23 protein-coding genes and 1 riboswitch are annotated in these 21,509 nt (G+C 74.9%); of the genes, 10 read left to right on the top strand and 13 right to left on the bottom strand.

Annotation, left to right across the window (positions count from 1 at the left end):
- Positions 1-2 precede the first annotated feature (2 nt).
- The 3 genes from IE321_RS13535 to IE321_RS13525 are packed head-to-tail and all read right to left on the bottom strand — an operon-like array spanning position 3 to position 1,963.
- A complete protein-coding gene (locus IE321_RS13535) occupies positions 3-1,040 on the bottom strand; it encodes an endonuclease/exonuclease/phosphatase family protein (protein ID WP_190223043.1) in 1,038 nt (345 codons plus the stop codon).
- A gap of 4 nt (positions 1,041-1,044) precedes the next feature.
- On the bottom strand, positions 1,045-1,509 hold the full coding sequence (locus IE321_RS13530) for a hypothetical protein (RefSeq protein ID WP_158983424.1): 465 nt from the start codon (positions 1,507-1,509) through the stop codon (positions 1,045-1,047).
- 1 nt (position 1,510) lies between these two features.
- Complete coding sequence (locus IE321_RS13525; RefSeq protein WP_043227412.1) at positions 1,511-1,963, bottom strand: DUF7144 family membrane protein; 453 nt, start codon at positions 1,961-1,963, stop codon at positions 1,511-1,513.
- Between the two features lie 155 nt (positions 1,964-2,118).
- On the opposite strand from IE321_RS13525, the gene IE321_RS13520 reads away from it, so the two are divergent.
- From IE321_RS13520 to IE321_RS13510, 3 genes are all read left to right on the top strand, one after another.
- Positions 2,119-2,523 (top strand): hypothetical protein, encoded by a 405-nt coding sequence (locus IE321_RS13520; RefSeq protein ID WP_043227413.1) that lies wholly within the window; start codon positions 2,119-2,121, stop codon positions 2,521-2,523.
- 123 nt (positions 2,524-2,646) lie between these two features.
- Complete coding sequence (locus IE321_RS13515) at positions 2,647-3,618, top strand: ATP-binding cassette domain-containing protein (protein WP_190223042.1); 972 nt, start codon at positions 2,647-2,649, stop codon at positions 3,616-3,618.
- Positions 3,615-4,478, top strand: coding sequence for an ABC transporter permease (locus IE321_RS13510; protein ID WP_043227417.1), 864 nt, complete (start codon positions 3,615-3,617; stop codon positions 4,476-4,478). Before IE321_RS13515 ends, IE321_RS13510 begins: the two co-directional genes overlap by 4 nt.
- A 3-nt stretch (positions 4,479-4,481) precedes the next feature.
- Here the strand turns inward: IE321_RS13510 and IE321_RS13505 are convergent, their stop codons facing one another.
- The gene (locus IE321_RS13505) at positions 4,482-4,853 is read right to left on the bottom strand and encodes a VOC family protein (protein WP_190223077.1); all 372 of its coding nucleotides are present in this window, start codon (positions 4,851-4,853) and stop codon (positions 4,482-4,484) included.
- A 135-nt stretch (positions 4,854-4,988) separates the two neighbouring features.
- On the opposite strand from IE321_RS13505, the gene IE321_RS13500 reads away from it, so the two are divergent.
- Positions 4,989-6,053 (top strand): MerR family transcriptional regulator, encoded by a 1,065-nt coding sequence (locus tag IE321_RS13500; protein ID WP_190223041.1) that lies wholly within the window; start codon positions 4,989-4,991, stop codon positions 6,051-6,053.
- A gap of 45 nt (positions 6,054-6,098) precedes the next feature.
- Here IE321_RS13500 and IE321_RS13495 read toward each other — a convergent pair whose 3' ends face one another.
- The 3 genes from IE321_RS13495 to IE321_RS13485 are packed head-to-tail and all read right to left on the bottom strand — an operon-like array spanning position 6,099 to position 8,290.
- Positions 6,099-6,527 carry a universal stress protein gene (locus IE321_RS13495; RefSeq protein WP_190223040.1) on the bottom strand — a complete coding sequence of 143 codons (429 nt, stop codon included), beginning with the start codon at positions 6,525-6,527 and terminating at the stop codon, positions 6,099-6,101.
- Positions 6,528-6,579: 52 nt separating this feature from the next.
- A complete protein-coding gene (locus IE321_RS13490; protein WP_043227423.1) occupies positions 6,580-7,206 on the bottom strand; it encodes an FMN reductase in 627 nt (208 codons plus the stop codon).
- Positions 7,207-7,210: 4 nt separating this feature from the next.
- Entirely contained in the window at positions 7,211-8,290 is a 1,080-nt protein-coding gene (locus IE321_RS13485; RefSeq protein ID WP_043227470.1) for an LLM class flavin-dependent oxidoreductase, read from the bottom strand.
- A 99-nt stretch (positions 8,291-8,389) separates the two neighbouring features.
- Between IE321_RS13485 and IE321_RS13480 the strand changes: the two genes are divergently transcribed.
- The 3 genes from IE321_RS13480 (at position 8,390) to cobM (ending at position 10,711) form a co-directional block, all read left to right on the top strand.
- The gene (locus IE321_RS13480) at positions 8,390-8,530 is read left to right on the top strand and encodes a DUF6126 family protein (RefSeq protein WP_190223039.1); all 141 of its coding nucleotides are present in this window, start codon (positions 8,390-8,392) and stop codon (positions 8,528-8,530) included.
- 208 nt (positions 8,531-8,738) lie between these two features.
- Positions 8,739-9,965 carry a precorrin-6y C5,15-methyltransferase (decarboxylating) subunit CbiE gene (cbiE, locus tag IE321_RS13475; protein ID WP_190223038.1) on the top strand — a complete coding sequence of 409 codons (1,227 nt, stop codon included), beginning with the start codon at positions 8,739-8,741 and terminating at the stop codon, positions 9,963-9,965.
- Entirely contained in the window at positions 9,962-10,711 is a 750-nt protein-coding gene (gene cobM, locus IE321_RS13470; RefSeq protein ID WP_190223037.1) for a precorrin-4 C(11)-methyltransferase, read from the top strand. Before cbiE ends, cobM begins: the two co-directional genes overlap by 4 nt.
- 51 nt (positions 10,712-10,762) lie before the next feature.
- Here the strand turns inward: cobM and IE321_RS43180 are convergent, their stop codons facing one another.
- Positions 10,763-10,837 carry a 50S ribosomal protein bL37 gene (locus IE321_RS43180; RefSeq protein ID WP_100661309.1) on the bottom strand — a complete coding sequence of 25 codons (75 nt, stop codon included), beginning with the start codon at positions 10,835-10,837 and terminating at the stop codon, positions 10,763-10,765.
- Between the two features lie 92 nt (positions 10,838-10,929).
- On the opposite strand from IE321_RS43180, the gene IE321_RS13465 reads away from it, so the two are divergent.
- The gene (locus tag IE321_RS13465) at positions 10,930-11,613 is read left to right on the top strand and encodes a hypothetical protein (RefSeq protein ID WP_226652146.1); all 684 of its coding nucleotides are present in this window, start codon (positions 10,930-10,932) and stop codon (positions 11,611-11,613) included.
- Here IE321_RS13465 and IE321_RS13460 read toward each other — a convergent pair.
- Both IE321_RS13460 and IE321_RS13455 read right to left on the bottom strand, forming a co-directional pair.
- Positions 11,592-12,200, bottom strand: coding sequence for a GNAT family N-acetyltransferase (locus IE321_RS13460; RefSeq protein ID WP_190223035.1), 609 nt, complete (start codon positions 12,198-12,200; stop codon positions 11,592-11,594). The genes IE321_RS13465 and IE321_RS13460 overlap by 22 nt on opposite strands.
- 55 nt (positions 12,201-12,255) lie before the next feature.
- Complete coding sequence (locus IE321_RS13455; protein ID WP_190223034.1) at positions 12,256-13,374, bottom strand: cobalt-precorrin-5B (C(1))-methyltransferase; 1,119 nt, start codon at positions 13,372-13,374, stop codon at positions 12,256-12,258.
- Between the two features lie 12 nt (positions 13,375-13,386).
- On the opposite strand from IE321_RS13455, the gene IE321_RS13450 reads away from it, so the two are divergent.
- Positions 13,387-14,112 (top strand): cobalt-precorrin-6A reductase, encoded by a 726-nt coding sequence (locus IE321_RS13450; RefSeq protein WP_043227437.1) that lies wholly within the window; start codon positions 13,387-13,389, stop codon positions 14,110-14,112.
- Positions 14,113-14,124: 12 nt separating this feature from the next.
- Here IE321_RS13450 and IE321_RS13445 read toward each other — a convergent pair whose 3' ends face one another.
- The 3 genes from IE321_RS13445 to IE321_RS13435 are packed head-to-tail and all read right to left on the bottom strand — an operon-like array spanning position 14,125 to position 17,494.
- Positions 14,125-15,621, bottom strand: a complete 1,497-nt coding sequence (locus IE321_RS13445) for a precorrin-2 C(20)-methyltransferase (RefSeq protein ID WP_190223033.1) — start codon at positions 15,619-15,621, stop codon at positions 14,125-14,127.
- Positions 15,618-16,253 carry a precorrin-8X methylmutase gene (locus IE321_RS13440; RefSeq protein WP_190223076.1) on the bottom strand — a complete coding sequence of 212 codons (636 nt, stop codon included), beginning with the start codon at positions 16,251-16,253 and terminating at the stop codon, positions 15,618-15,620. The genes IE321_RS13445 and IE321_RS13440 overlap by 4 nt, the downstream gene beginning before the upstream one ends.
- The gene (locus IE321_RS13435) at positions 16,253-17,494 is read right to left on the bottom strand and encodes a ferredoxin-like domain-containing protein (protein ID WP_190223032.1); all 1,242 of its coding nucleotides are present in this window, start codon (positions 17,492-17,494) and stop codon (positions 16,253-16,255) included. Before IE321_RS13435 ends, IE321_RS13440 begins: the two co-directional genes overlap by 1 nt.
- 76 nt (positions 17,495-17,570) lie before the next feature.
- Positions 17,571-17,708, top strand: a riboswitch (cobalamin riboswitch).
- A gap of 38 nt (positions 17,709-17,746) precedes the next feature.
- Here IE321_RS13435 and cobN point away from each other — a divergent pair.
- Positions 17,747-21,370, top strand: a complete 3,624-nt coding sequence (gene cobN / locus IE321_RS13430; RefSeq protein WP_190223031.1) for a cobaltochelatase subunit CobN — start codon at positions 17,747-17,749, stop codon at positions 21,368-21,370.
- The last annotated feature ends 139 nt before the right edge of the window (positions 21,371-21,509 follow it).

Genomic DNA, 21,509 nt, shown 5'->3' with positions numbered 1-21,509 from the left:
GATCAGCGGCCGTCGTGCAGGTCGAGGTCGGCGAGGACGGCCCGGTGGTCGCTGCCGGGGACCGGGAGGAAGCGGGTGGCGACGGCGGTGAGGTCGGGGCTGGTGAGGACGTGGTCGATCTGGACGAACGGCGGCAGCGGGCCCTCGGCCGGCCAGGTGGGGGTGCGGGAGGAGCCGGTGGCGCGGGCCGCGTCGAGGAGCGGACGGCCCTCGGAGAAGGCGCGGAAGGCGGCGTGGTCCTGCGAGGCGTTGAAGTCGCCGGCCAGCAGCAGGGTCTCGCCGGCCGGCCGGGCGTCCACCGCCGCCCGCAGCCGGGCCAGTTCGCCCTTCCAGCGCCCCACCTGGCCGGGCACGGGCGGCAGCGGGTGCGCGAGCTGGAGCCGCACCTCCCGGCCGGCGATCTCCGCGGTGGCGCCGGGCATCCCCATCGCGGCGGGCACGGCGGACCGGTCGCGCAGCGGGTAGGCGCTGAGGATCACCGACCCCGACGAGCCCTCCGCCTCGACCGCGACCCGGTGCGGCAGCTGCCGGGACAGCGCGGCGGCCAGCGCCCGCCCGCAGGCGGGGTCGCACTCGGAGACGTAGAGGAGCTGGGGCCGCTCGCGCAGCGCGAGGTCGATGAGGGAGCCGGTGCCCTGTCCGAACTCGACGTTCGAGGCGATGACCCGGATCCGGGCGACGGGGGCGCCGTGGGCGACGGCGGCGGGCGCCGCGGACGGCAGCGACGCCCCCGCGGTGCCGGCGAGGACGAGCGCCGCGAGGAAGGAGAGGACCCGGCGCCGGGCGAGGGCCGCGAGCAGCAGGCCGAGCCCGGCGGGGAGGGCCAGCCAGGGCAGCAGGGCGAGGAGCTGGGGGAGGGGCGTGACGCCGTCGGCGCCGAGCAGCAGGCATCCGGCGACGGCCGCCGGGAGGGCCAGGAGCGGGCTGGCGGCCCAGGCGGCCGCGCGGGTGCGGCGCCTGGGCCGCACGGGCGGAGGCGGGGGCGGTGCGGTCGCCGTGTCCGGGGCGTCGTCGGTCGCGGCGGCGTGTGCTCGGTCCACCCTCTCAGTGTCGCAGGGCCTGCGTGATCTCCGCGGTGGTCGCCCCCGACAGGGTCCGATTGCTGCGCGCCGTGCCGGACTTGGAGGCTCCGGCGGGGACGGCGTCGATGTTCAGGACGACGGTGTCGAGGAGGTTCCCGCCGTCGTCGCGGAAGGTGACCATGACCGTGTAATCGGCCGCCGAGGACTTGGGGTTGGTGGCCGTGATCGTGGCGACGGTGCGGTCCCCGTCGACGGAGGTCGCCCCGGCGGTCACGTCCCCGGTCGCGTTCACCCCGTCCTTGATCTCGTCCATCTTCTGCTGCGCGGCCGAGGCGACGGCCGCGGTCGCCGAGGAGACGAGGTCCCCGGCGGCCTCCTTCGCCGCGTCGCAGCCGGTCGCGGTGCCGGTGGCGGCGAGGGCGAGGAGCACGGCCCCGGCGGTGTGCCGGAGCCGTGCGCCCGCCCGTGCGCGGGGGCGTGGGGCCATGTCAGAGCCGCTCGCCGGGGCCGTACGCGTCGTCCGTGGCCAGGGCCCAGATCACGAAGACCGAGATGGCCATCGAGAAGAGCGCCCACCACGGCTGGTAGGGCAGGAAGAGGAACTGGAGGAGGAGGTTGAGGGACGCCAGGGAGATGCCGGCGACCCGGCCCCACTCGGCGCCCTTGAGGATCCCGTAGCCGGCGATCGCGACGACGATGCCGAGGATCAGGTGGATCCAGCCCCAGGTGGTGAGGTTGAACTTGAAGACGTAGTCGCCGATGCGGGTGTAGACGTCGTCCTCGGCGATCCCGGCGATGCCCTGGAAGATGTCCATGAAGCCGGTGACCAGCATGAGGACACCGGCGAAGAGGGTCCCGCCGGAGGACCATGCCTGCGAGGTCTCCGACCGGTGCGGTCGGGGTGCGGACTCCGGGCGCGGAGGGGTGCTGTTCTGGCTCATGGCCCCATCGTGGGAGTAATCGTACGATTTCGACCTTTTGGTTGAGCCGAACGAGTGAGTCCGCCGTGCCCTCCCTGATCCACTTGCGGGGCGCCCCCGGCGGGTGTGCCCTGGAGGGTGCAGCAGCAGGGGGGCGACCCGAAGGAGCTCCTGCCATGGCCGCACACGCAGCCGTACCCGTCCGGCGTTCGGTGGAGACGCACGGCGCCTTCCTGCCCGCCCTCATCGGCGTCCTCTACGGCCTCTACGCCGCCACCGTCTCGCGGCACGGCGGGGCGCTCACCTGGGGCCAGCTCTGGCTCGGCCTCCTCTCCGCGATCCTCCTGGCCGGCGGCATCTGGGCGCTCCGCACCTACGGCCACGTCCTGCCCCGCGAAGCGCGCGCCGCGGCCTGGGGCGCCCTCGTGGGCGGCGCGACCGGCTTCCTCTACAGCCTCTCCGGGGCGAGCGTGCTCTCGTCGAGCGGCCTGGGGCTGCTGGTGGGAGCGGGCGTGGCCGCGGGCGCGTTCTACCTCTTCTACACGCACGAGGACGCCGCCGGTCACCCCGCGCCGTACTGAGCCGGCCCGCACCCCACGGGTGTCCCGAGCCCGCCCCCGCCCCTCCGCGTCCCCTCCGGACTGCGTCGTCGGCCGTCCCGCAGCAGACTGGAGGGGTGTCCGTCCGGAGGAGGAGGCACCGGGATGAGTGACGGCGTCGCCGTGGAGACCGAGGGGCTCGTGAAGGTCTTCGGGGGGAACCGCGCCGTCGACGGCGTCGACCTGCGCGTGCCGGCCGGCACCGTCTACGGGCTGCTCGGGCCCAACGGCGCCGGCAAGACCACCGCCGTGAAGATGCTCGCCACCCTGCTCCGCCCGGACGAGGGCCGCGCCCGGGTCTTCGGCCACGACGTCGTCGCGGAGGCCGACACCGTACGGGGCAGGGTGAGCCTCACCGGGCAGTACGCCTCCGTCGACGAGGACCTCACCGGCACCGAGAACCTCGTCCTCCTCGCCCGCCTCCTCGGCCACGGCCGCCCCGCCGCCCGGGACCGGTCCGCGCAGCTGCTCGACGCCTTCGGCCTCGCCGAGGCCGCCGACCGGCAGGTCAAGCACTACTCGGGCGGGATGCGGCGCCGCATCGACATCGCCGCGTCCATCCTCAACACCCCCGACCTGCTCTTCCTCGACGAGCCGACCACCGGCCTCGACCCGCGCAGCCGCAACCAGGTCTGGGACATCGTGCGGGCCGTCGTCGACCAGGGCACCACCGTCCTGCTCACCACCCAGTACCTCGACGAGGCCGACCAGCTCGCCTCCCGGATCGCCGTCATCGACCACGGCAGGGTGATCGCGGAGGGCACGAAGGGCGAGCTGAAGGCGTCGGTGGGCTCGGGCTCCGTGCACGTGCGCCTCCGGGACCCGGAGCAGCGGCCGGAGGCCGGCCGGGTGCTCACCACGGCCCTGAACGCCGAGGTCCAGTTCGATCCCGACCCGGTCGCGCTCACCGCCACCGTCAACGGCCACGGCACCGACCTCGGCGCCGCCGAACAGGCCGCCCGCGCCCTCGCCGAACTGGCCCGCGCCGGGATCACCGTCGACAACTTCGCCCTCGGCCAGCCCAGCCTGGACGAGGTCTTCCTCGCCCTCACCGACCGGAAGGGACCGGCCGCATGAGCTCCGCCACGTCCACCGAAACCGGCACGGCCACGGGTGCGGACCTCGCCGCGCCCCGCTCCGAGGAGCTCGCCGCCCTGCTCGTCGGGCAGAGCCGGCCGCCCCGGCCCGGCGCGCTCTCCGCGTCGCTCACCTTCGGCTGGCGGGCGATGCTGAAGATCAAGCACGTGCCGGAGCAGCTGTTCGACGTGACGGCGTTCCCGATCATGATGGTGCTGATGTACACGTACCTCTTCGGGGGCGCGCTGGCCGGCTCGGTCTCGGCGTACATCCAGTTCCTGCTGCCCGGCATCCTCGTGATGTCGGTCGTGATGATCACGATGTACACCGGGGTCTCGGTCAACACCGACATCGAGAAGGGCGTCTTCGACCGCTTCCGCACCCTGCCGATCTGGCGGCCGGCGCCGATGGTCGGCTATCTCCTCGGCGACGTCGTGCGCTATCTGATCGCCTCCGCCGTGATGCTGACCGTCGGCCTGGTCATCGGCTACCGCCCCGACGGCGGGATCGTGGGCGTGCTGCTCGGGGTGGCGCTGCTGCTGGTCTTCTCGTTCTCGTTCTCGTGGATCTGGACCATGTTCGGCCTGCTGCTGCGCAGCGAGAAGTCCGTCATGGGCGTCAGCATGATGGTGATCTTCCCGCTGACCTTCCTCTCCAACGTCTTCGTCGACCCGAAGACCATGCCGGGCTGGCTCCAGGCGTTCGTGAACAACAGCCCGGTGACCCATCTGGCGACGGCGGTGCGGGAGTTGATGGCCGGCGAGTGGCCGGCGGCGGACATCGCCTGGTCGCTCGGCTGGTCGGTGCTCTTCGTGGCGGTCTTCGGCGCGGTGACGATGCGGCTGTACAACCGCAGGTGAGGCTCAGCGGCCGCGGGGCGTCGTCTGCTGGACCGCCCAGCGGTTGCCGTCCGGGTCGGCGAAGTACACGAAGGAGCCCCACGGCTGGTCGTCGATCTCCCCCACCTCGACGCCGCGCTCGGTGAGCGCGGCGTGGGCGCGCTCGATGTCCTCGACGACGACCTGCATGTTGTCGAGGGAGCCCGGGGCCATCCGCGTGATGCCCTTCCCGAAGGCGATCGAGCAGGCCGAGCCCGGCGGGGTCATCTGCACGAAGCGGATCTCGTCGCTGACGGTCATGTCGTGGTCCGTGTGGAACCCGACCCGTTCGTAGAAGGCCTTGGCCCGGTCGATGTCGGTGACCGGCACGCCGACCAGTTCGAGTTTGATGTGCAGGGGCGTCGTGGTGTCCATGAGGGCATCCTCCGCCGACGGGGCCGGAGCCGCCCGTTGACCTTCCCCCGCGGGGAAGGCCCAGCATCGGCGGTGCCGGGCACGGGGCCCGGTCCGGGGAAGGGGCGTGGACGGACCATGGCACTGACCATCGGGGACTTCGCCCGCGCCACCGGGCTCTCCGCGAAGGCGCTGCGCCGCTACGACGAACTGGGCCTGCTGCGGCCCGACCGGGTCGACCCGTACAGCGGCTACCGCTACTACGCCGACGCGCAGACGGACCGGGCCCGGCTGATCGCCTGGCTGCGGCGGATCGGCATGCCGCTCGCCGACGTGGGGCGGGTGTGCGCGCTGCACGCCCGGGACCCGGAGGAGGCGGCGCGGGCGATCCGCGCGTACTGGGCCTCCGTCGAGGCGGAGACCGCGGCGCGGCGGGGCCTCGCCGCCTCCCTGGTGGAGCGTGTGAAAGGAAACGGGACCGACATGACGGACGGACCTTCGTACGTACTGGCCGGCACGGCCCTGCTCGACCGGGGACTCGTCCGCGACCTCCAGCAGGACGCGGCGCACGTGGCGCCGCGGCTCCTCGTGGTCGCGGACGGGTACGGCCCCGAGGGCGAACGGGCCGCGCGGGCGGCGGTCGAGGCGGTGGCGGCGGCTCCCGGGCGGGGGCCGTCCGCGGAGCGCGCCGGGGACGGGCTGAACGCGCTGGAGGAGGCGTTCCGCACGGCGGCCGGGGCGGTCGCGGGCCTCGACGGCTCCGGGACGACGCTGACCGCCGCGCTGCTGGCCGGCACCCGGCTCGTCGTCGCGCACGTCGGCGACTCGCGGGCCCATCTGTTGCGCGAGGGGCGGCTGTGCCGGCTGACACGCGACGACACGGTGGTGCAGGCGCTCGTCGACGCGGGGGAGCTGGGCCCGGAGGAGGCGGCGGCGCGGCCCGACCGGGCGCTGCTGCTCAAGGCGCTCGACGGCGGCGGGGCGGTGCCGGAACCGTCGCTGACGGTGCACGCGCTGCGGCCCGGGGACCGCGTGCTGCTCTGCACGGACGGCCTCTCCGCGGTGGTCCCCCCGGAGGAGACGGCGCTCGCGCTGGCCGCCGGCACTCCGGAGGAGGCCGCGGAGGCCCTGCTGGCCCGGGCCCGCGCGCAGGGCGCCCCCGACAACCTCGCGGTGGCGGTGGCCGATCTGGCCGCCGCCTGACCCGGGCGCGGGGCGGCCGGGCCCGGGTGCGGGCCCGGCCGGGTGTCAGGCGCCCCGGACGACCACGACGGGGCAGGGGGCGTGCTGGGTGACGTTGGAGGAGACGGAGCCGAGGACGGCGGCCTTGAAGCCGCTGTAGCCCCGGTCCCCCACCACCAGCAGCTCCGCGCCCTCCGCCTGGTCGATCAGCGCCTGGGCCGCGTTGCCGCCCACGACCGTCCGGGTGACGGCGGCCGCCTCGGCGGGGGTCAGCGCCTCGTCGAGGGACTGGTCGAGGATCTGCTTCGCGAGCCGCTCGGGGTCGAACTCGGGGGGTACGCCGGGCATCAGCGTCGCCCAGGACGCCGGGTACTCCCAGCTGATCACCGCGTGGAGGGTGTCCCCGGTGAGGGCGGCCTGGGCGGCCGCCCACTTCAGCGCCTTGAGGGACGGTTCCGAGCCGTCCACGCCCACCACGATCCTGCCGCCGGCCATCGCCGACCTCCGTCCGTCGTCGGGATACTTCCCTCCCAACCTAACAAAACGGTCAGTCCAGCCTGAGGTCGGCCAATTGCTTCTCGAAGGGGACGAGCTCCTCCTCGCCGTCGCCGGCCCGGCGCTCCGCCGCCGCGATCAGTTCGGCGAACTCCTGCCCCGCCCTGGTGATCCGGGCGGGCAGCCCCTCGGTGTACTCGTCGCCACCGCTGCCCCAGTCCTCCGAGGCCGCGTAGACGGCGGTGGAGGAGATCCGGGCCCGCAGGTAGGCGAAGAGCGGGCGCAGCGCGTGGTCGAGGACCAGGGAGTGGCGGGCGGTGCCGCCGGTCGCGCCGAGGAGGACCGGCGTGCCGGTGAGGGCCGCCGGGTCGACGAGGTCGAAGAAGGACTTGAACAGGCCGCTGTAGGAGGCGGTGAAGACGGGCGTCACCGCGATGACGCCGTCCGCGCCCGTCACCTTGTCGATCGCTCCCTGGAGCGCCTCCGACGGGAAGCCGGTGACGAAGTGGTGCGCGATGTCGACCGCGAGGTCGCGGAGTTCGACGACCTCGACGTCGACCGCGTACTCCTGCTCGGCGAGCCGGTAGCGGGTCGCCTGGGTCAGCCGGTCGGCGAGCAGCCGGGTGGAGGAGGGGCTGCTCAGGCCGGCGGACACGGCGACGAGCTTCAGGGTCTGCATGGCGTCAGACCTCCTTGGAGGCGAGGACGGCGGGGTGGAGCGGGGCGGTGGCCGGGACGCCGGCCGGGCGGAGGTTCGCGAACTCCTTGCGGAGGACGGGGACGACCTCCTCGCCGAGGATGTCGAGCTGTTCCAGGACCGTCTTGAGCGGCAGTCCGGCGTGGTCGACGAGGAAGAGCTGGCGCTGGTAGTCGCCGACGTACTCGCGGAAGGACAGGGTGCGTTCGATGACCTCCTGCGGGGAGCCGACGGTCAGCGGGGTCTGGCTGCTGAAGTCCTCCAGGGAGGGCCCGTGGCCGTAGACCGGCGCGTTGTCGAAGTACGGGCGGAACTCCCGTACGGCGTCCTGGGAGTTCTTCCGCATGAAGACCTGACCGCCGAGGCCGACGATGGCCTGCTCCTCGGTGCCGTGGCCGTAGTGCGCGTACCGCTGGCGGTAGAGGCGGACCATCTTCTCGGTGTGCTGCTTGGGCCAGAAGATGTGGTTGGCGAAGAAGCCGTCGCCGTAGTACGCGGCCTGCTCGGCGATCTCCGGGGAGCGGATGGAGCCGTGCCAGACGAACGGCGGGACGCCGTCGAGCGGGCGCGGGGTGGAGGTGAAGCCCTGGAGCGCGCTGCGGAACTTGCCCTCCCAGTCGACCACGTCCTCCCTCCACAGCTTGTGGAGGAGCGCGTAGTTCTCGATGGCGAGCGGGATGCCCTGGCGGATGTCCTGCCCGAACCACGGGTAGACCGGGCCGGTGTTGCCGCGGCCCATCATCAGGTCGACGCGGCCGTCGGCGAGGTGCTGGAGCGTGGCGTAGTCCTCGGCGATCTTCACCGGGTCGTTGGTGGTGATGAGGGTCGTGGACGTGGAGAGGATCAGGTTCTCGGTGCGGGCCGCGATGTGCCCGAGGAGGGTGGTGGGGGAGGACGGGACGAACGGCGGGTTGTGGTGCTCGCCGGTCGCGAAGACGTCGAGCCCGACCTCCTCGGCCTTGAGCGCGATGGCGACCGTGTTCTTGATGCGCTCGTGCTCGGTGGGGGTGCGGCCGGTGGTGGGGTCGGTCGTCACGTCGCCGACGGTGAAGATCCCGAACTGCATCGTGGTCACCTCTCGCGTTCCGTTGTAGTAGTTGAAGCTTAAATCATCTCGTCCAACGGTGCCACCCGCCCCCGTATTCCGCCCCGTACCCTGGGCGCCATGAGCGAGAAGACGCACGACGACGAGGGCTGGAAGGAACGGGGCGTGATGCTCCGCGTCTTCGTCTACGTCTTCGCCACCCACGCCTTCGCCGGCTTCGTCTGGCTCCTCTTCTACGTCGGACAGCACGCCCCGAAGTGAGGCCGGGCCACCCGCCGGGCGAGCCCCGCGCGAACCCCTCAGCGAACCCCGCGCGAACTCCGCGGCGAGCCCCGCGCGAACTCCGCGGCGAGCCCCGCGCGGACCCCGCGGCGAGCCCCGTGCGAACCCCGCGAAGAGTCCCGCGCGGCCCCCGGAGTGAGCGCCGCCACGTGCCGCCCGCCCGCACCCCTCACGTAGAGTCGCCGACGTGAACGGTGCGATATCGGTCGTCGGAATCGGCGCGGACGGCTGGGACGGGCTCCCCGAGAGCTCCCGCCGTGCCCTGCGCGCCGCCGAGGTGCTCCTCGGAGGCCCCCGCCAGCTGGACCTCCTCCCCGCGGACGACTGCCCGGGCGAGCGCGTCCCCTGGCCCTCCCCGCTCCGCCCCGCCGTCCCCGGACTGCTCGCCGCCCACGCCGGCCGCCGGACCGCCGTCCTCGCCAGCGGAGACCCCTCCTTCTACGGGATCGCCCGCACCCTCGCCGAGACCGCCGGGGACCGGGAGCTCGCCGTCCACCCGCACCCGTCCTCCGTCTCGTACGCCTGCGCCCGCCTCGGCTGGCCCCTGGAGGCCGTCGAGACGCTCTCGCTCGTCGCCCGCCCGCTCGACGCGCTCCGCGCCGCCCTCCACCCCGGCCGCAGGCTCCTCCTCCTCGGCGAGGGCCCCGAGACCCCGGCCCGGGTCGCGGCGCTGCTCCGCGAGGCCGGCTGGGCCGGCACCCGGATCCGGGTCCTCGCCCAGCTCGGCGGGCCCGCCGAGCACCTCCTCGACGGCACCGCCGCCGACTGGCCGCACGCCCGCGCCGACGCCCTGCACGTCCTCGCCCTCGACTGCGTCCGCGACCCCGGCACGCTGCGGCTCGGCGCCACCCCCGGCCTGCCCGACGAGGCGTACGAGCACGACGGGCAGCTCACCAAGCGGTACGTCCGCGCCGCGACCCTCGCCGCGCTCGCCCCCGCCCCCGGCGAACTGCTCTGGGACGTCGGCGGCGGCTCCGGCTCCATCGGCATCGAGTGGATGCGGGCCCACCGCGACTGCCGGGCGATCGCCGTCGAGCGCTCGCCCGAACGGGCCGACCGCATCACCCGCAACGCCGCCGCCCTCGGCGTCCCCGCCCTCCGCGTGGTCACCGGCCCGGCGCCCGCCGCGCTCGCCGGCCTGCCCGTCCCCGACGCCGTCTTCATCGGCGGCGGACTCACCGTCCCCGGCCTGCTCGACGCCTGCTGGGACGCGCTCCCCGCCGGCGGCCGGCTCGTCGCCAACACCGTGACGCTCGAATCCGAGGCGGTGCTCGCCGACCGCCACCGCCGCCACGGCGGCGAACTGATCCGGCTCGCGGTCTCCGCCGCCGTCCCCGTCGGCGGCTTCACCGGCTGGCGCACCGCGATGCCCGTCACGCAATGGTCCGTAACGAAGGGTTCTCCAGAGGCATGACCGTCTACTTCATCGGCGCGGGCCCCGGCGCCGCCGACCTCATCACCGTGCGCGGCGCCCGCACCCTCGCCTCCTGCGGGGTCTGCCTCTACGCCGGCTCCCTCGTCCCCCGCGAGCTGCTCGCCGAGTGCCCGCCGGACGCGCGGCTCGTCGACACCGCGAAGATGCACCTGGACGAGATCGTCGCGGAGATCACCGCCGCCCACGAGGCCGGCCAGGACGTGGCCCGGCTGCACTCCGGCGACCCGTCCGTCTTCTCCGCCATGGCCGAGCAGATGCGACGCCTCGACGCGGCGGGCATCCCGTACGAGGTCGTGCCCGGCGTCCCGGCCTTCGCGGCCGCCGCGGCCGCCCTCAAGCGGGAGCTGACCGTCCCGACCGTCGGCCAGACCGTCATCCTCACCCGCGTCGCCCAGCAGGCCACCCCCATGCCGGAGGGCGAGGACCTCGCCACCCTCGGCCGCAGCGGCGCCCTGCTCGTCCTGCACCTCGGCGCCCGCTACGCCGACCGGATCGTCTCCGAGCTGGTCCCGCACTACGGCGAGGACTGCCCGGCCGCCGTCGTCGCCATGGCCAGCCGCCCCGACGAGGTCGTCCTGCGCGGCACCCTCGCGGACATCGCCGCCCAGGTGAAGGAGGCCGGCATCACCAAGACGGCCGTCATCGTCGTCGGCCGCACGCTGGCCGCCTCGGAGTTCCGCGACAGCCACCTCTACGACCCGGCCCGGGACCGCCACAGCTGCTGACGCGCCGGAGGCCGGACCCGTGACCGGTCCGGCCTCCGTCCTCGCCACGGTTCAGGCGTTGGGCCGCTTGCCGTGGTTCGCCTTCTTCTTCTTGCGGGCCCGCCTCTTGTTGCCGCGCTTCGCCATGGGACTCCCTCTCTCGCGGGGGTTTCGTGGGGGTAAGCCTAGGTTCGGGGGCGATGCGCCGCACGTCGGTGCCACCCACTTGAATGGGACCCATGACCGTCTACGACGTGGCCCGGGCGCTGCCGGGCATCGAGGAACTGCGCGACCGCTCCCGGGGCCTCGCGATGCTGGACGCCGTGCTCAGCCCCGCCTGGGAGGGCCGGTACTACTCCTTCGACGCGCACTGGTCCGAGACCGAGCAGCTGGCGTCGATGAAGGACGGCCAGGGCGGCGAGTACACGATCGTGCTCTCCCCGGCCGGAGCCTTCGCCCGCGTCTTCGACCACGAGTCGCCGCTGAGCCCGTACGGCCCCCTCGCCGACGGCGCGACCTGGCCCGGCGTGCTCGACGGCGTCCCGGACGCCTTCCGGGAGTACCTCACCGAACCCGCCTTCCTGGACGAGGACGACGTCCACGTGACCACCGCCTGCCTGTGGCGCGAGCCCGCGGACACCGCCTGGCGCACCGGCCCGGTCGCCTTCCCCGACCTGGACGGCCACCCGGACCCCGACGGCTCCGGCCGCCTCCTCCACCTGCTCGTGGACGGCACCCCCGAGGCGTACGCGGAGTGGGCCGCGGACTACTACGAGACCCCCGTCGCGATCGAGGCCGTCCGCCACGTCCTGGCCCTGCGCCCGCTCACCCCGGAGCTCGTCGCCGCGCTCAACGCCGACGTGACCCTCGAAGACCTGGCCGAGGACATCGCCGAGATCGGCTACCCGGCGCCCCGCCCCTGACGGGATCCCGCCCGTGACGGAGGTGCCGCGCGTTCCCCCCGCGCCGCCGCCCACTCCGGCGCCAGGACCGACATCACGGTGGCGTCGACCCGCTCGCCCTCCCACAGCAGCGCGCCGCGCAGCACGCCCTCCGCCGTGAACCCGGCCTTCTCGTAGGCGCGGCGGGCGCGCGGGTTGAAGGCGTACACCTCCAGCCAGACGCGGTACAGGCCCAGCGCCCCGAAGGCGTGGCCGACGATCAGGCGGGTCGCCTCGGTCCCGAGGCCCCGCCCCGCGGCGCCGGGGCCGAGGGCGATCCGGAAGGCGCAGCTCTCGTTGCCGGGGTCCCACTCGTTCAGCACCGCCTCGCCGACCACCCGCCCCGTCGCCCGCTCCACCACGGCGAGGTCGAGCCGGTCGTCCGCCACGGCCCGCGAGCCGTACCAGGCCCGCAGCGCGGGCTCGTCGAAGGCCGTGTGGGACCCGGTCAGCCGGGTCACCTCCGGATCGTCGAGCACCGGCATCAGCGCGGGCACGTCGTCCTCCGTGACGGGCCGGAGCAGCACCAGGTCGCCGATGAGGGTGGGCTTGGCGGAGAAAGGGGACATGGCGGCATTCTGCGCCGCGCCCCGCCGCCTGTCGTGATCTTTTACCGGGCCGGGATCACGGTCCGGCGGGCTGCGAGCGGCCCACGACGACGCCCGCGCGGTCGATGCAGATCACGTCGACCGCGACCGGGGCGCCGCGCAGCACCGACAGGGCCTCGTCGCGGGCCCGGGCCGCCACCCGGTCGCCCAGCGGGACGCCCGCCGCCTCGCAGAGGCGGAGCGCGGCCAGGCCCGTGTTGGCGGCGGCGACCTCCGCCGCCAGGGCCTCGTCCGCGCCGGCTTCGCGGGCCAGGTCCGCCAGGAAGGGCTTGTCGACCTGGGAGCGGGCCGAGTGGAGGTCCAGGTGGCCGGCGGCCAGCTTGGAGAGCTTGGCGAAGCCGCCGCAGACCGTGAGCCGGTCGACGGGGTGCCGGCGGACGTACTTCAGGACGGCGCCGGCGAAGTCGCCCATGTCGAGCAGGGCGATCTCCGGCAGGTCGTAGATCTCCGTCACCGTGCGCTCGGAGGTGGAGCCCGTGCACCCGGCGACATGGGTGAGGCCGCCCGCGCGGGCCACGTCGACGCCGCGGCGGATGGAGTCGATCCAGGCCGAGCAGGAGTAGGGGACGACGACGCCGGTCGTGCCGAGGATCGACAGCCCGCCGAGGATGCCGATGCGGGGGTTCCAGGTGGAGCGGGCGATCTCGGCGCCGTCGTCGACGGAGATCGTGATCTCGACGTCGCCGGGGGCGCCGTGCGCGGCCGCCACCCGGGCCACGTGCTCGCGCATCAGCTGCCGGGGGACCGGGTTGATCGCCGGTTCGCCGACCTCCAGGGGGAGGCCGGGGAGGGTGACCGTGCCGACGCCCTCGCCCGCGCGGAAGACGACCCCGGAGCCGGGCGGCAGGAGCCGCACCGTCGCGCGGATCACCGCGCCGTGCGTGACGTCCGGGTCGTCGCCCGCGTCCTTCACCACCGCCGCCATGGCCTCCCCGGCGCCGAGGGACTCCGCCGTCAGGGCGAAGGCGGGCGTCTGTCCCTTGGGCAGGGTGATCGTCACGGGGTCCGGGAAGTCACCGGTGAGCAGCGCCGTGTACGCGGCGGTCGTCGCGGCCGTCGCGCAGGCGCCGGTCGTCCAGCCGGGGCGCAGACCGGTGTGCTTGAGTTGGGCCTCGCGCCCGCCGCCGGTACTCACGAAGAGGCTCCTATGCACGTACTCATTCTCGGAGGGACGACCGAGGCCCGCGTCCTGGCGGGGCTGCTGGCTCCCGGGACCAGGGTGACGAGTTCCCTCGCGGGGCGGGTGGCGGCGCCCCGGCTGCCGGCCGGCGAGGTGCGGATCGGCGGGTTCGGCGGGGTCGAGGGGCTGGCGGCCTGGGTGCGGGAGCACGCCGTGGACGCGGTCATCGACGCCACCCATCCCTTCGCCGAGCGGATCAGCTTCCACGCGGCCCGGGCGGCCGCCTCCGCCCATGTTCCCCTGCTGGCGCTGCGCCGCCCCGGGTGGGTCCCGGGGGACGGGGACGACTGGCGGGACGTGGGCTCGCTCCCGGAGGCGGCCGGTGCCCTCGGCGGGCTCGGCGACCGGGTCTTCCTCACCACGGGCCGGATGGGGCTGGCCGCCTTCGCGGACCGGCCGGAGTGGTTCCTGGTGCGGTCCGTGGACGCGCCCGACGCGCCGATGCCGGCCCGGACCGAAGTCCTGCTCGACCGGGGGCCGTTCACGCTGGAGGGCGAGCGGGAGCTGATCGCGCGCCACGGCATCGGCGTGCTGGTGACGAAGGACTCGGGTGGTGCCGCGACCGCGCCGAAGCTGACCGCCGCCCGTGAGGCCGGGATCCCGGTCGTCGTGGTCCGGCGGCCGCCGGTCCCGGAGGGCGTGGAGACGGCGGCGACCCCGGAGGAGGCCGCCGCCTGGGTGGACGCGCGCTGACGGCGGGTGCCGTCAGCCGTACCGCCGGGGCGTCCACGCGATGGTCCGGCCGTCGCCCCGCTCGACCGCCCGGGTCTGCGAGGAGCCGACGAGCAGCAGGGTGCGCATGTCGACCTCGGAGGGGTCCAGGGTCTTGAGGGTGAGGACCCGCACCGACTGCTCCGGGCCGCCGACGTCGCGGGCGACGACCACGGGGGTGTCGGGCGAGCGGACCTCCAGGAGGAGGTCGCGGGCCGCGGCCACCTGGTGGGTGCGGGACCGGGAGCCCGGGTTGTAGAGGGCGAGGACGAGGTCGGCCTCGGCGGCGGCGCGCAGCCGGGCCGCGATGACCTCCCAGGGCTTGAGCCGGTCGGAGAGGGAGATCGTGGCGTAGTCGTGGCCGAGCGGGGCGCCCGCGGCGGCGGCGGCCGCGTTGGCGGCGGTCACCCCGGGGAGGACCCGTACGGGCACGTCCGCGTACTCCGGCTCGCAGGCGACCTCCAGGACGGCGGTGGCCATGGCGAAGACGCCGGGGTCGCCGCCGGAGACGACCGCGACCCGGTGGCCGCGGCGGGCCAGGTCGAGGGCGAACTCGGCGCGCTCCGACTCGACCTTGTTGTCCGAGCCGTGCCGGATCTGGCCGGGGCGCAGGACCGGCACCCGGTCGAGGTAGGTGGTGTAGCCGACGAGCACGTCGGCGTTGACGAGCGCGCCGCGCGACTCGGGGGTCAGCCAGGGGGCGCCGGCCGGGCCGGTGCCGACGACGGTCACCTCGCCCGTCTCCCGTACCGGGTTCTCCCGGTCGATGCGGGAGGGCAGGACGGCGACGGAGAAGTACGGGACGGTCGACGGGTCCACCTCGTCGAGCCGCTCCGTCCGCTCGCCCGCCATGAACGCCCGCTCCACGTAGCGGGCGTCCTCCAGCCGGCCGGCCCGCTCCAGGGCGCGCCGCACGGTGGGGAAGGTGCGGCCGAGCTTCATGACGACCGCCGAGTCGGTGCCCGCGAGGCGGGCCGCCAGCTCGTCCTCCGGCAGGGTGCCGGGGATGATCGTCAGGACCTCCTCGGCCTCGCACAGCGGCTCGCCGAGCCGGGCGGCGGCGGCGCTGACGGAGGTGACGCCGGGGATGACGGTGGTGTCGTAGCGGTCGGCGAGCCGCTTGTGCATGTGCTGGTAGGAGCCGTAGAACAGCGGGTCGCCCTCGGCGAGGACGGCGACCGTGCGGCCCGCGTCGAGGTGGGCGGCGAGCCGGGCCGCGGCCTCCTCGTAGAAGTCGTCCAGGGCGCCCCGGTAGCCGCCGGGGTGGTCGGTGGTCTCCACCGTGAGCGGGTACATGAGCCGCTCCTCGATGTGGTCCTCGCGCAGGTGGCCGGCGGCGATGGAGCGCGCTATCGAGCGGCCGTGGCGGGCCGAGTGGTAGGCGATCACGTCGGCCTCGGCGATGGCCCGTACGGCGGCGAGGGTGAGGAGCTCCGGGTCGCCGGGGCCGAGCCCGACGCCGTACAGCTTGCCGGTCACGGGGGTGGTCATGCCTGGATCTCCGGTTCGTGCGCGAGGGCGTTGAGGGCGGCGGCGGTCATGGCGCTGCCGCCGCGCCGGCCGCGGACCACCAGGTGGTCGAGGCCGAGGTCGTTGGCGGCGAGGGCCTCCTTGGACTCGGCGGCGCCGATGAAGCCGACGGGGATGCCGAGGACGGCGGCCGGCTTCGGCGCGCCCTTCGCGATCATCTCCAGGAGGTGGAAGAGGGCGGTGGGGGCGTTGCCGATGGCGACGACGGAGCCTTCGAGGCGGTCCCGCCACAGTTCGAGGGCGGCGGCGGAGCGGGTGGTGCCCAGCTCGGAGGCGAGGGCGGGCACGGCCGGGTCGGAGAGGGCGCAGAGCACCTCGTTGTCGGCGGGCAGCCGCTTGCGGGTGACGCCGGAGGCGACCATCTGCGCGTCGCAGAGGATCGGGGCGCCCGCCCGGAGGGCGGCGCGGGCGCGGGAGACGACCTCGGGGGAGTACGCGATGTCCCGGACGAGGTCGGTCATGCCGCAGGCGTGGATCATGCGGACGGCGACCGTGGCGACGTCGTCGGGCATCCCCGAGAGGTCCGCCTCGGCGCGGATCGTGGCGAAGGAGCGGCGGTAGATCTCGGCGCCGTCTTTCTCGTACTCGTACATCATCGGCTCTCCATCGATGTCGTGCGGGCCGCCGCGACGGCTTCGGCCAGGGCGGTACGGGGGACGGGGGCGCCGTCCAGCAGATACGTGCCGGAGTCCCGGGCGGTGACCTCGATCCGGGCGCCGTGCGGGTGTCCGCAGCGGCGCTCGCACCCCGAGTAGTGCACGGGCAGCGGGCCGCCGGGCGCGCGCGCCGCGTCCGCCCGCACGTCGGCGAGGGACTTGGCGCAGCCGGCGAGGCCGGTGCAGGCGGTGACCCCGGCGCCGGGGGCGGCCGGGTCGGTGATCAGGCCGCGGGCCGCCAGGAGGGGGAGCCGGTCCGCGGCCGGGCCGACCACGACGGCGCCGCGCCACGGGGTGAGCCGCACCTCGGCCCCGCCGTCGGCGAGGGCCCGCAGCTGGGCGGCGGTCAGCCGGCCGAGCGGGGCGAGGACGTGCTGGGCGCGGTCGCCGAGCGGCGCGGGCGCGGGGCCCGGCGCCGGCGGGACGGGAGGGGAGGGTACGGGCTCCGCGGCGATCCCCGCGCGGGCCAGGGCGCCGGCCCAGTCCGGGAGGTGTGCGGCGGGCAGCTCGCGCGGGCGCCACGCGCCGGTGCCCGCGGCGCGGGCGGCGTCGAGGAAGGCGAGGGCGGAGGCGAGGGCGGCGGGGACGGCGTCGGCGGCGGGCACGGCGAAGGCCCCGGACCCCGCGAGGAGGGTCGCGGCGCCGTCCGGTGCTGCGATCAAGGTCACATCGCCGCCGAGTCCGGCGACGTCGCCGCGGCCGTCGTCGAGGACGAAGAGGAAGCGGCCGGAGAGGGCCGCCGCGCGGGGCTCCGCGCAGAGGGCCGCGTCCAGGGCGCGGGCCCACAACTGCACGTCGGCGTGGCCGAGTCCGTCGAGTCCGGCGGCGGGGGAGGCCACGATGTTGCGGATCCGCTCGTGGCTGGGGGAGGGCAGCAGACCGGCCGCGTCGAGGAGGGCGGCGAGTTCCGCGCCGCAGCTCTCGGCGAGGCCGCGCAGCTCGGCGTTGCCGCGCGAGGTGACGCTGATCCGACCGTCGCCCAGGGAGTCCGCCGCGGCGGCCAGCGCCACGGCCTGACGGGCCGTCAACCTACCTGCGGGGAGGCGGAGTCGGGCGAGGAACCCGTCGGCGGCGGCGTGCAGCCGGAGCGCCCCCGGGCACGCGTCGCCCCGGTCCCGTATGCGAGGTTCGCCCGGTTCGGGCGGGGTGGGTGGGGTCGGCGGCATGGCGGCGAGCATACCCACGGGGAACCGGACGGCCACCGAGTGTGATCCGGCCGACTCTCCGGCCCCCTCCGCCCCGCCGACGGCACGCTCTACTATGCAGATCGGCATGGGGTCCCAGGACCCCGGGGAGGAAGCCCGGTGAGAATCCGGCGCGGTCCCGCCACTGTGAGCCCGAGCCGGCGACGGCCCGGGTGAGTCAGGAACTCCCCGCCGACCACGACCACCCGGGGCGCGGAAACCCCGAGGAAGGGCCTGAGCCTCGCCATGCTCCTGCTGCTGTCGCACTCCGACACCGACCTGCTCAGCGCCCGCGCGGCCCACGCCGCCGCGCCCGAGGGCCCGGTCGCGTACCGCTTCGCCAACCCCTCCCGGCTCCCGCTCGCCGACCTCCCCGGCCTGCTCGACGGCGTCGACCTCGTCGTCGTCCGCCTCCTCGGCGGCGTCCGCTCCTGGCAGGAGGGGCTCGACACGGTCCTCGCCGCCGGAAAGCCGGTCGTCGTGCTCAGCGGCGAACAGGCCCCCGACGCCCAGCTGATGGCCGCCTCCACCGTGCCGGTCGGCGTCGCCACCGAGGCGCACGCCTACCTCGCCCACGGCGGCCCCGCCAACCTCGAACAGCTGGCCCGCTTCCTCTCCGACACCGTCCTGCTCACCGGCCACGGCTTCGAGGCCCCGGCCGCCGCCCCCACCTGGGGCCCGCTGGAGCGGACCGCGCGGAACGAGACCGGCCCGGCCATCGCGGTGCTCTACTACCGCGCCCACCACATGAGCGGGAACACCGCCTTCGTCGGCGCCCTCTGCGACGCGATCGAGGACGCCGGAGCCCGCGCCCTCCCGCTGTACGTGGCCTCCCTGCGGGCCCCCGAGGAGGAGCTGCTCGCCGTCCTGCGCGGCGCCGACGCGATCGTCACCACCGTCCTCGCCGCCGGCGGCACCAAGCCCGCCGCCGCCCAGGCCGGCGGCGACGAGGAGGCCTGGGACGCCGGGGCGCTCGCCGCCCTCGACGTGCCCGTCCTCCAGGCGCTCTGCCTCACCGGCTCGCGGGCGAACTGGGAGGAGAACGACGAGGGCCTGTCGCCGCTGGACGCCGCCAGCCAGGTCGCCGTCCCCGAGTTCGACGGCCGGCTCATCACCGTCCCGTTCTCCTTCAAGGAGATCGACGCCGACGGCCTGCCCGCCTACGTCGCCGACGCCGAGCGCGCCGCCCGCGTCGCCGGCATCGCCGTCCGCCACGCCCGCCTGCGGCACATCCCGAACGCCGAGAAGCGACTGGCGCTCGTCCTCTCCGCGTACCCCACCAAGCACTCCCGCATCGGCAACGCCGTCGGCCTCGCCACCCCCGCCTCCGCCGTCGCCCTGCTGCGCCGGCTGATCGAGGAGGGCTACGACTTCGGGCCCGAGGCCGACCTCCCGGGCCTGGTCTCCGGCGACGGCGACGAGCTGATCCACGCCCTCATCGAGGCCGGCGGCCACGACCAGGACTGGCTCACCGAGGAGCAGCTGGCGAAGAACCCGGTCCGCATCCCGGCCGCCGACTACAAGCGCTGGTACGCCCTCCTGCCCGAGGAGCTGCGGACCCACGTCGAGGAGCACTGGGGCCCGCCGCCCGGCGAGATGTTCCTCGACCGCTCCCGCAACCCCGAGGGCGACATCGTGCTGGCCGCCCTGCGGCGCGGGAACCTCCTGGTCCTCATCCAGCCGCCGCGCGGCTTCGGCGAGAACCCGATCGCGATCTACCACGACCCCGACCTGCCGCCCTCGCACCACTACCTGGCCGCCTACCGCTGGATCGCGGCGCGCGCCGAGGACGGCGGCTTCGGCGCCGACGCCATGGTCCACCTCGGCAAGCACGGCAACCTGGAGTGGCTGCCCGGCAAGAACGCCGGCCTGTCCGCCGCCTGCGGCCCGGACGCGGCCCTCGGCGACCTGCCGCTCGTCTACCCCTTCCTCGTCAACGACCCCGGCGAGGGCACCCAGGCCAAGCGCCGCGTCCACGCCACCCTCGTCGACCACCTCGTGCCGCCGATGGCCCGCGCCGACTCGTACGGCGACATCGCGCGCCTGGAGCAGCTGCTCGACGAGTACGCCCAGATCTCCTCCATGGACCCGGCGAAGCTGCCCGCGATCCGCGCCCAGATCTGGACCCTGATCCAGGCCGCCAGGCTCGACCACGACCTCGGCCTCCAGGAGCGCCCGGAGGACGACGGCTTCGACGACTTCCTGCTGCACGTCGACGGCTGGCTGTGCGAGGTCAAGGACGCCCAGATCCGCGACGGCCTGCACGTCCTCGGCGGCGCGCCCACCGGCCCCGAGCGGGTCAACCTGGTCCTCTCCATCCTCCGCGCCCGCCAGATCTGGGGCGGCACCCAGGCGCTGCCCGGTCTGCGCGAGGCGCTCGGCCTGGACGAGTCGGCCGCGACCCGCACCACCGCCGACGAGGCGGAGGCGAAGGCCCGCGAGCTGGTCGAGGCGCTGGAGGCCGCCGACTGGTCCGTGGACGCCGTCCCGGCGGTCGCCGCCGCGCACGGTCCGGACGTCGAGGCCGTGCTCCGCTTCGCCTGCGAGCAGGTCGTGCCGCGCCTCGCCGCCACCACCGACGAGCTGACGCACGCCGTGCACGCGCTGAACGGCGGCTTCGTCCCGGCGGGCCCGTCCGGCTCGCCGCTGCGCGGCCTGGTCAACGTGCTGCCGACCGGCCGGAACTTCTACTCCGTCGACCCCAAGGCCGTGCCGTCCCGGCTCGCCTGGGAGACCGGCCAGGCGCTCGCCGACTCCCTCCTGGAGCGCTACCGCGCGGACAACGGCGAGTGGCCCACCTCGGTCGGCCTCTCCCTGTGGGGCACCAGCGCGATGCGCACCGCCGGCGACGACGTCGCCGAGGCCCTCGCCCTGCTCGGCGTCCGCCCGCTGTGGGACGAGGCGTCCCGCCGCGTCAACGGCCTGGAGCCGATCCCCCTGGAGGAGCTCGGCCGCCCGCGCGTCGACGTCACGCTCCGCATCTCCGGCTTCTTCCGGGACGCCTTCCCGCACGTCATCGCCCTCCTCGACGACGCCGTCCGGCTGGTCGCGGGCCTCGACGAGCCGGCCGAGGCCAACCACGTCCGCGCCCACACCCAGGCCGACCTCGCCGAGCACGGCGACGAACGCCGGGCCACCACCCGCATCTTCGGCTCCCGGCCCGGCACCTACGGCGCCGGCATCCTCCAGCTGATCGACTCGCGGGACTGGCGCACCGACGCCGACCTCGCCGAGGTCTACACGGTGTGGGGCGGGTACGCGTACGGCCGCGGGCTCGAAGGCCGCCCGGCGCGCGCCGAGATGGAGACGGCGTACAAGCGGATCGCGGTGGCGGCGAAGAACACCGACACCCGCGAGCACGACATCGCCGACTCGGACGACTACTTCCAGTACCACGGCGGCATGGTGGCGACCGTCCGCGCGCTGCGCGGCACCGCCCCCGAGGCGTACATCGGCGACTCGACCCGGCCGGAGACCGTCCGCACCCGGACGCTGGTGGAGGAGACCTCCCGGGTCTTCCGGGCCCGGGTGGTCAACCCGCGCTGGATCGAGGCGATGCGCCGCCACGGCTACAAGGGCGCCTTCGAGCTGGCGGCGACGGTCGACTACCTCTTCGGCTACGACGCCACGACCGGGGTCGTCGCCGACTGGATGTACGACAAGCTCACCCAGGAGTACGTCCTCGACGAGACGAACCAGGCGTTCCTCAAGGAGGCCAACCCCTGGGCGCTGCACGGCATCGCCGAGCGCCTCCTGGAGGCCGAGTCCCGCGGCATGTGGGAGAAGCCGGACCCGGAGACCCTGGCCGCCCTGCGCCAGGTGTTCCTGGAGACGGAGGGTGACCTCGAAGGCGGCGAGGACGAGGACTAGGCCCTGTCTGACCATTCCCGTCGGGTCCGGCCCGTCCGGCGCGCACGCTCGCCGCACGGCCGAAACGCCCGAGTAGCGCTGCTACGAGGGCGCCCCGGCCGCACGCCGATCGCACGCGCCGGACGACCCGGCCTGATCC

Source organism: Streptomyces hydrogenans (assembly GCF_014656075.1).
In the GTDB taxonomy this organism is placed as follows: Bacteria; Actinomycetota; Actinomycetes; order Streptomycetales; family Streptomycetaceae; genus Streptomyces; species Streptomyces hydrogenans.
The sequence above is the reverse complement of the archived record's forward strand: the minus strand, read 5'-3'. Positions and strand labels throughout refer to the sequence as shown.

Excerpts from the sequence above, each read along its gene's own strand:
- IE321_RS13530 (WP_158983424.1), bottom strand. The coding sequence starts at position 1,509 with ATGGCCCCACGCCCCCGCGCACGGGCGGGCGCACGGCTCCGGCACACC.
- IE321_RS13525 (WP_043227412.1), bottom strand. The coding sequence starts at position 1,963 with ATGAGCCAGAACAGCACCCCTCCGCGCCCGGAGTCCGCACCCCGACCG.
- IE321_RS13520 (WP_043227413.1), top strand. The coding sequence starts at position 2,119 with ATGGCCGCACACGCAGCCGTACCCGTCCGGCGTTCGGTGGAGACGCAC.
- IE321_RS13515 (WP_190223042.1), top strand. The coding sequence starts at position 2,647 with ATGAGTGACGGCGTCGCCGTGGAGACCGAGGGGCTCGTGAAGGTCTTC.
- IE321_RS13510 (WP_043227417.1), top strand. The coding sequence starts at position 3,615 with ATGAGCTCCGCCACGTCCACCGAAACCGGCACGGCCACGGGTGCGGAC.
- IE321_RS13500 (WP_190223041.1), top strand. The coding sequence starts at position 4,989 with ATGGCACTGACCATCGGGGACTTCGCCCGCGCCACCGGGCTCTCCGCG.
- IE321_RS13495 (WP_190223040.1), bottom strand. The coding sequence starts at position 6,527 with ATGGCCGGCGGCAGGATCGTGGTGGGCGTGGACGGCTCGGAACCGTCC.
- IE321_RS13490 (WP_043227423.1), bottom strand. The coding sequence starts at position 7,206 with ATGCAGACCCTGAAGCTCGTCGCCGTGTCCGCCGGCCTGAGCAGCCCC.
- IE321_RS13485 (WP_043227470.1), bottom strand. The coding sequence starts at position 8,290 with ATGCAGTTCGGGATCTTCACCGTCGGCGACGTGACGACCGACCCCACC.
- IE321_RS13480 (WP_190223039.1), top strand. The coding sequence starts at position 8,390 with ATGAGCGAGAAGACGCACGACGACGAGGGCTGGAAGGAACGGGGCGTG.
- cobM (WP_190223037.1), top strand. The coding sequence starts at position 9,962 with ATGACCGTCTACTTCATCGGCGCGGGCCCCGGCGCCGCCGACCTCATC.
- IE321_RS13465 (WP_226652146.1), top strand. The coding sequence starts at position 10,930 with ATGACCGTCTACGACGTGGCCCGGGCGCTGCCGGGCATCGAGGAACTG.
- IE321_RS13460 (WP_190223035.1), bottom strand. The coding sequence starts at position 12,200 with ATGTCCCCTTTCTCCGCCAAGCCCACCCTCATCGGCGACCTGGTGCTG.
- IE321_RS13450 (WP_043227437.1), top strand. The coding sequence starts at position 13,387 with ATGCACGTACTCATTCTCGGAGGGACGACCGAGGCCCGCGTCCTGGCG.
- IE321_RS13445 (WP_190223033.1), bottom strand. The coding sequence starts at position 15,621 with ATGACCACCCCCGTGACCGGCAAGCTGTACGGCGTCGGGCTCGGCCCC.
- IE321_RS13440 (WP_190223076.1), bottom strand. The coding sequence starts at position 16,253 with ATGTACGAGTACGAGAAAGACGGCGCCGAGATCTACCGCCGCTCCTTC.
- IE321_RS13435 (WP_190223032.1), bottom strand. The coding sequence starts at position 17,494 with ATGCTCGCCGCCATGCCGCCGACCCCACCCACCCCGCCCGAACCGGGC.
- cobN (WP_190223031.1), top strand. The coding sequence starts at position 17,747 with ATGCTCCTGCTGCTGTCGCACTCCGACACCGACCTGCTCAGCGCCCGC.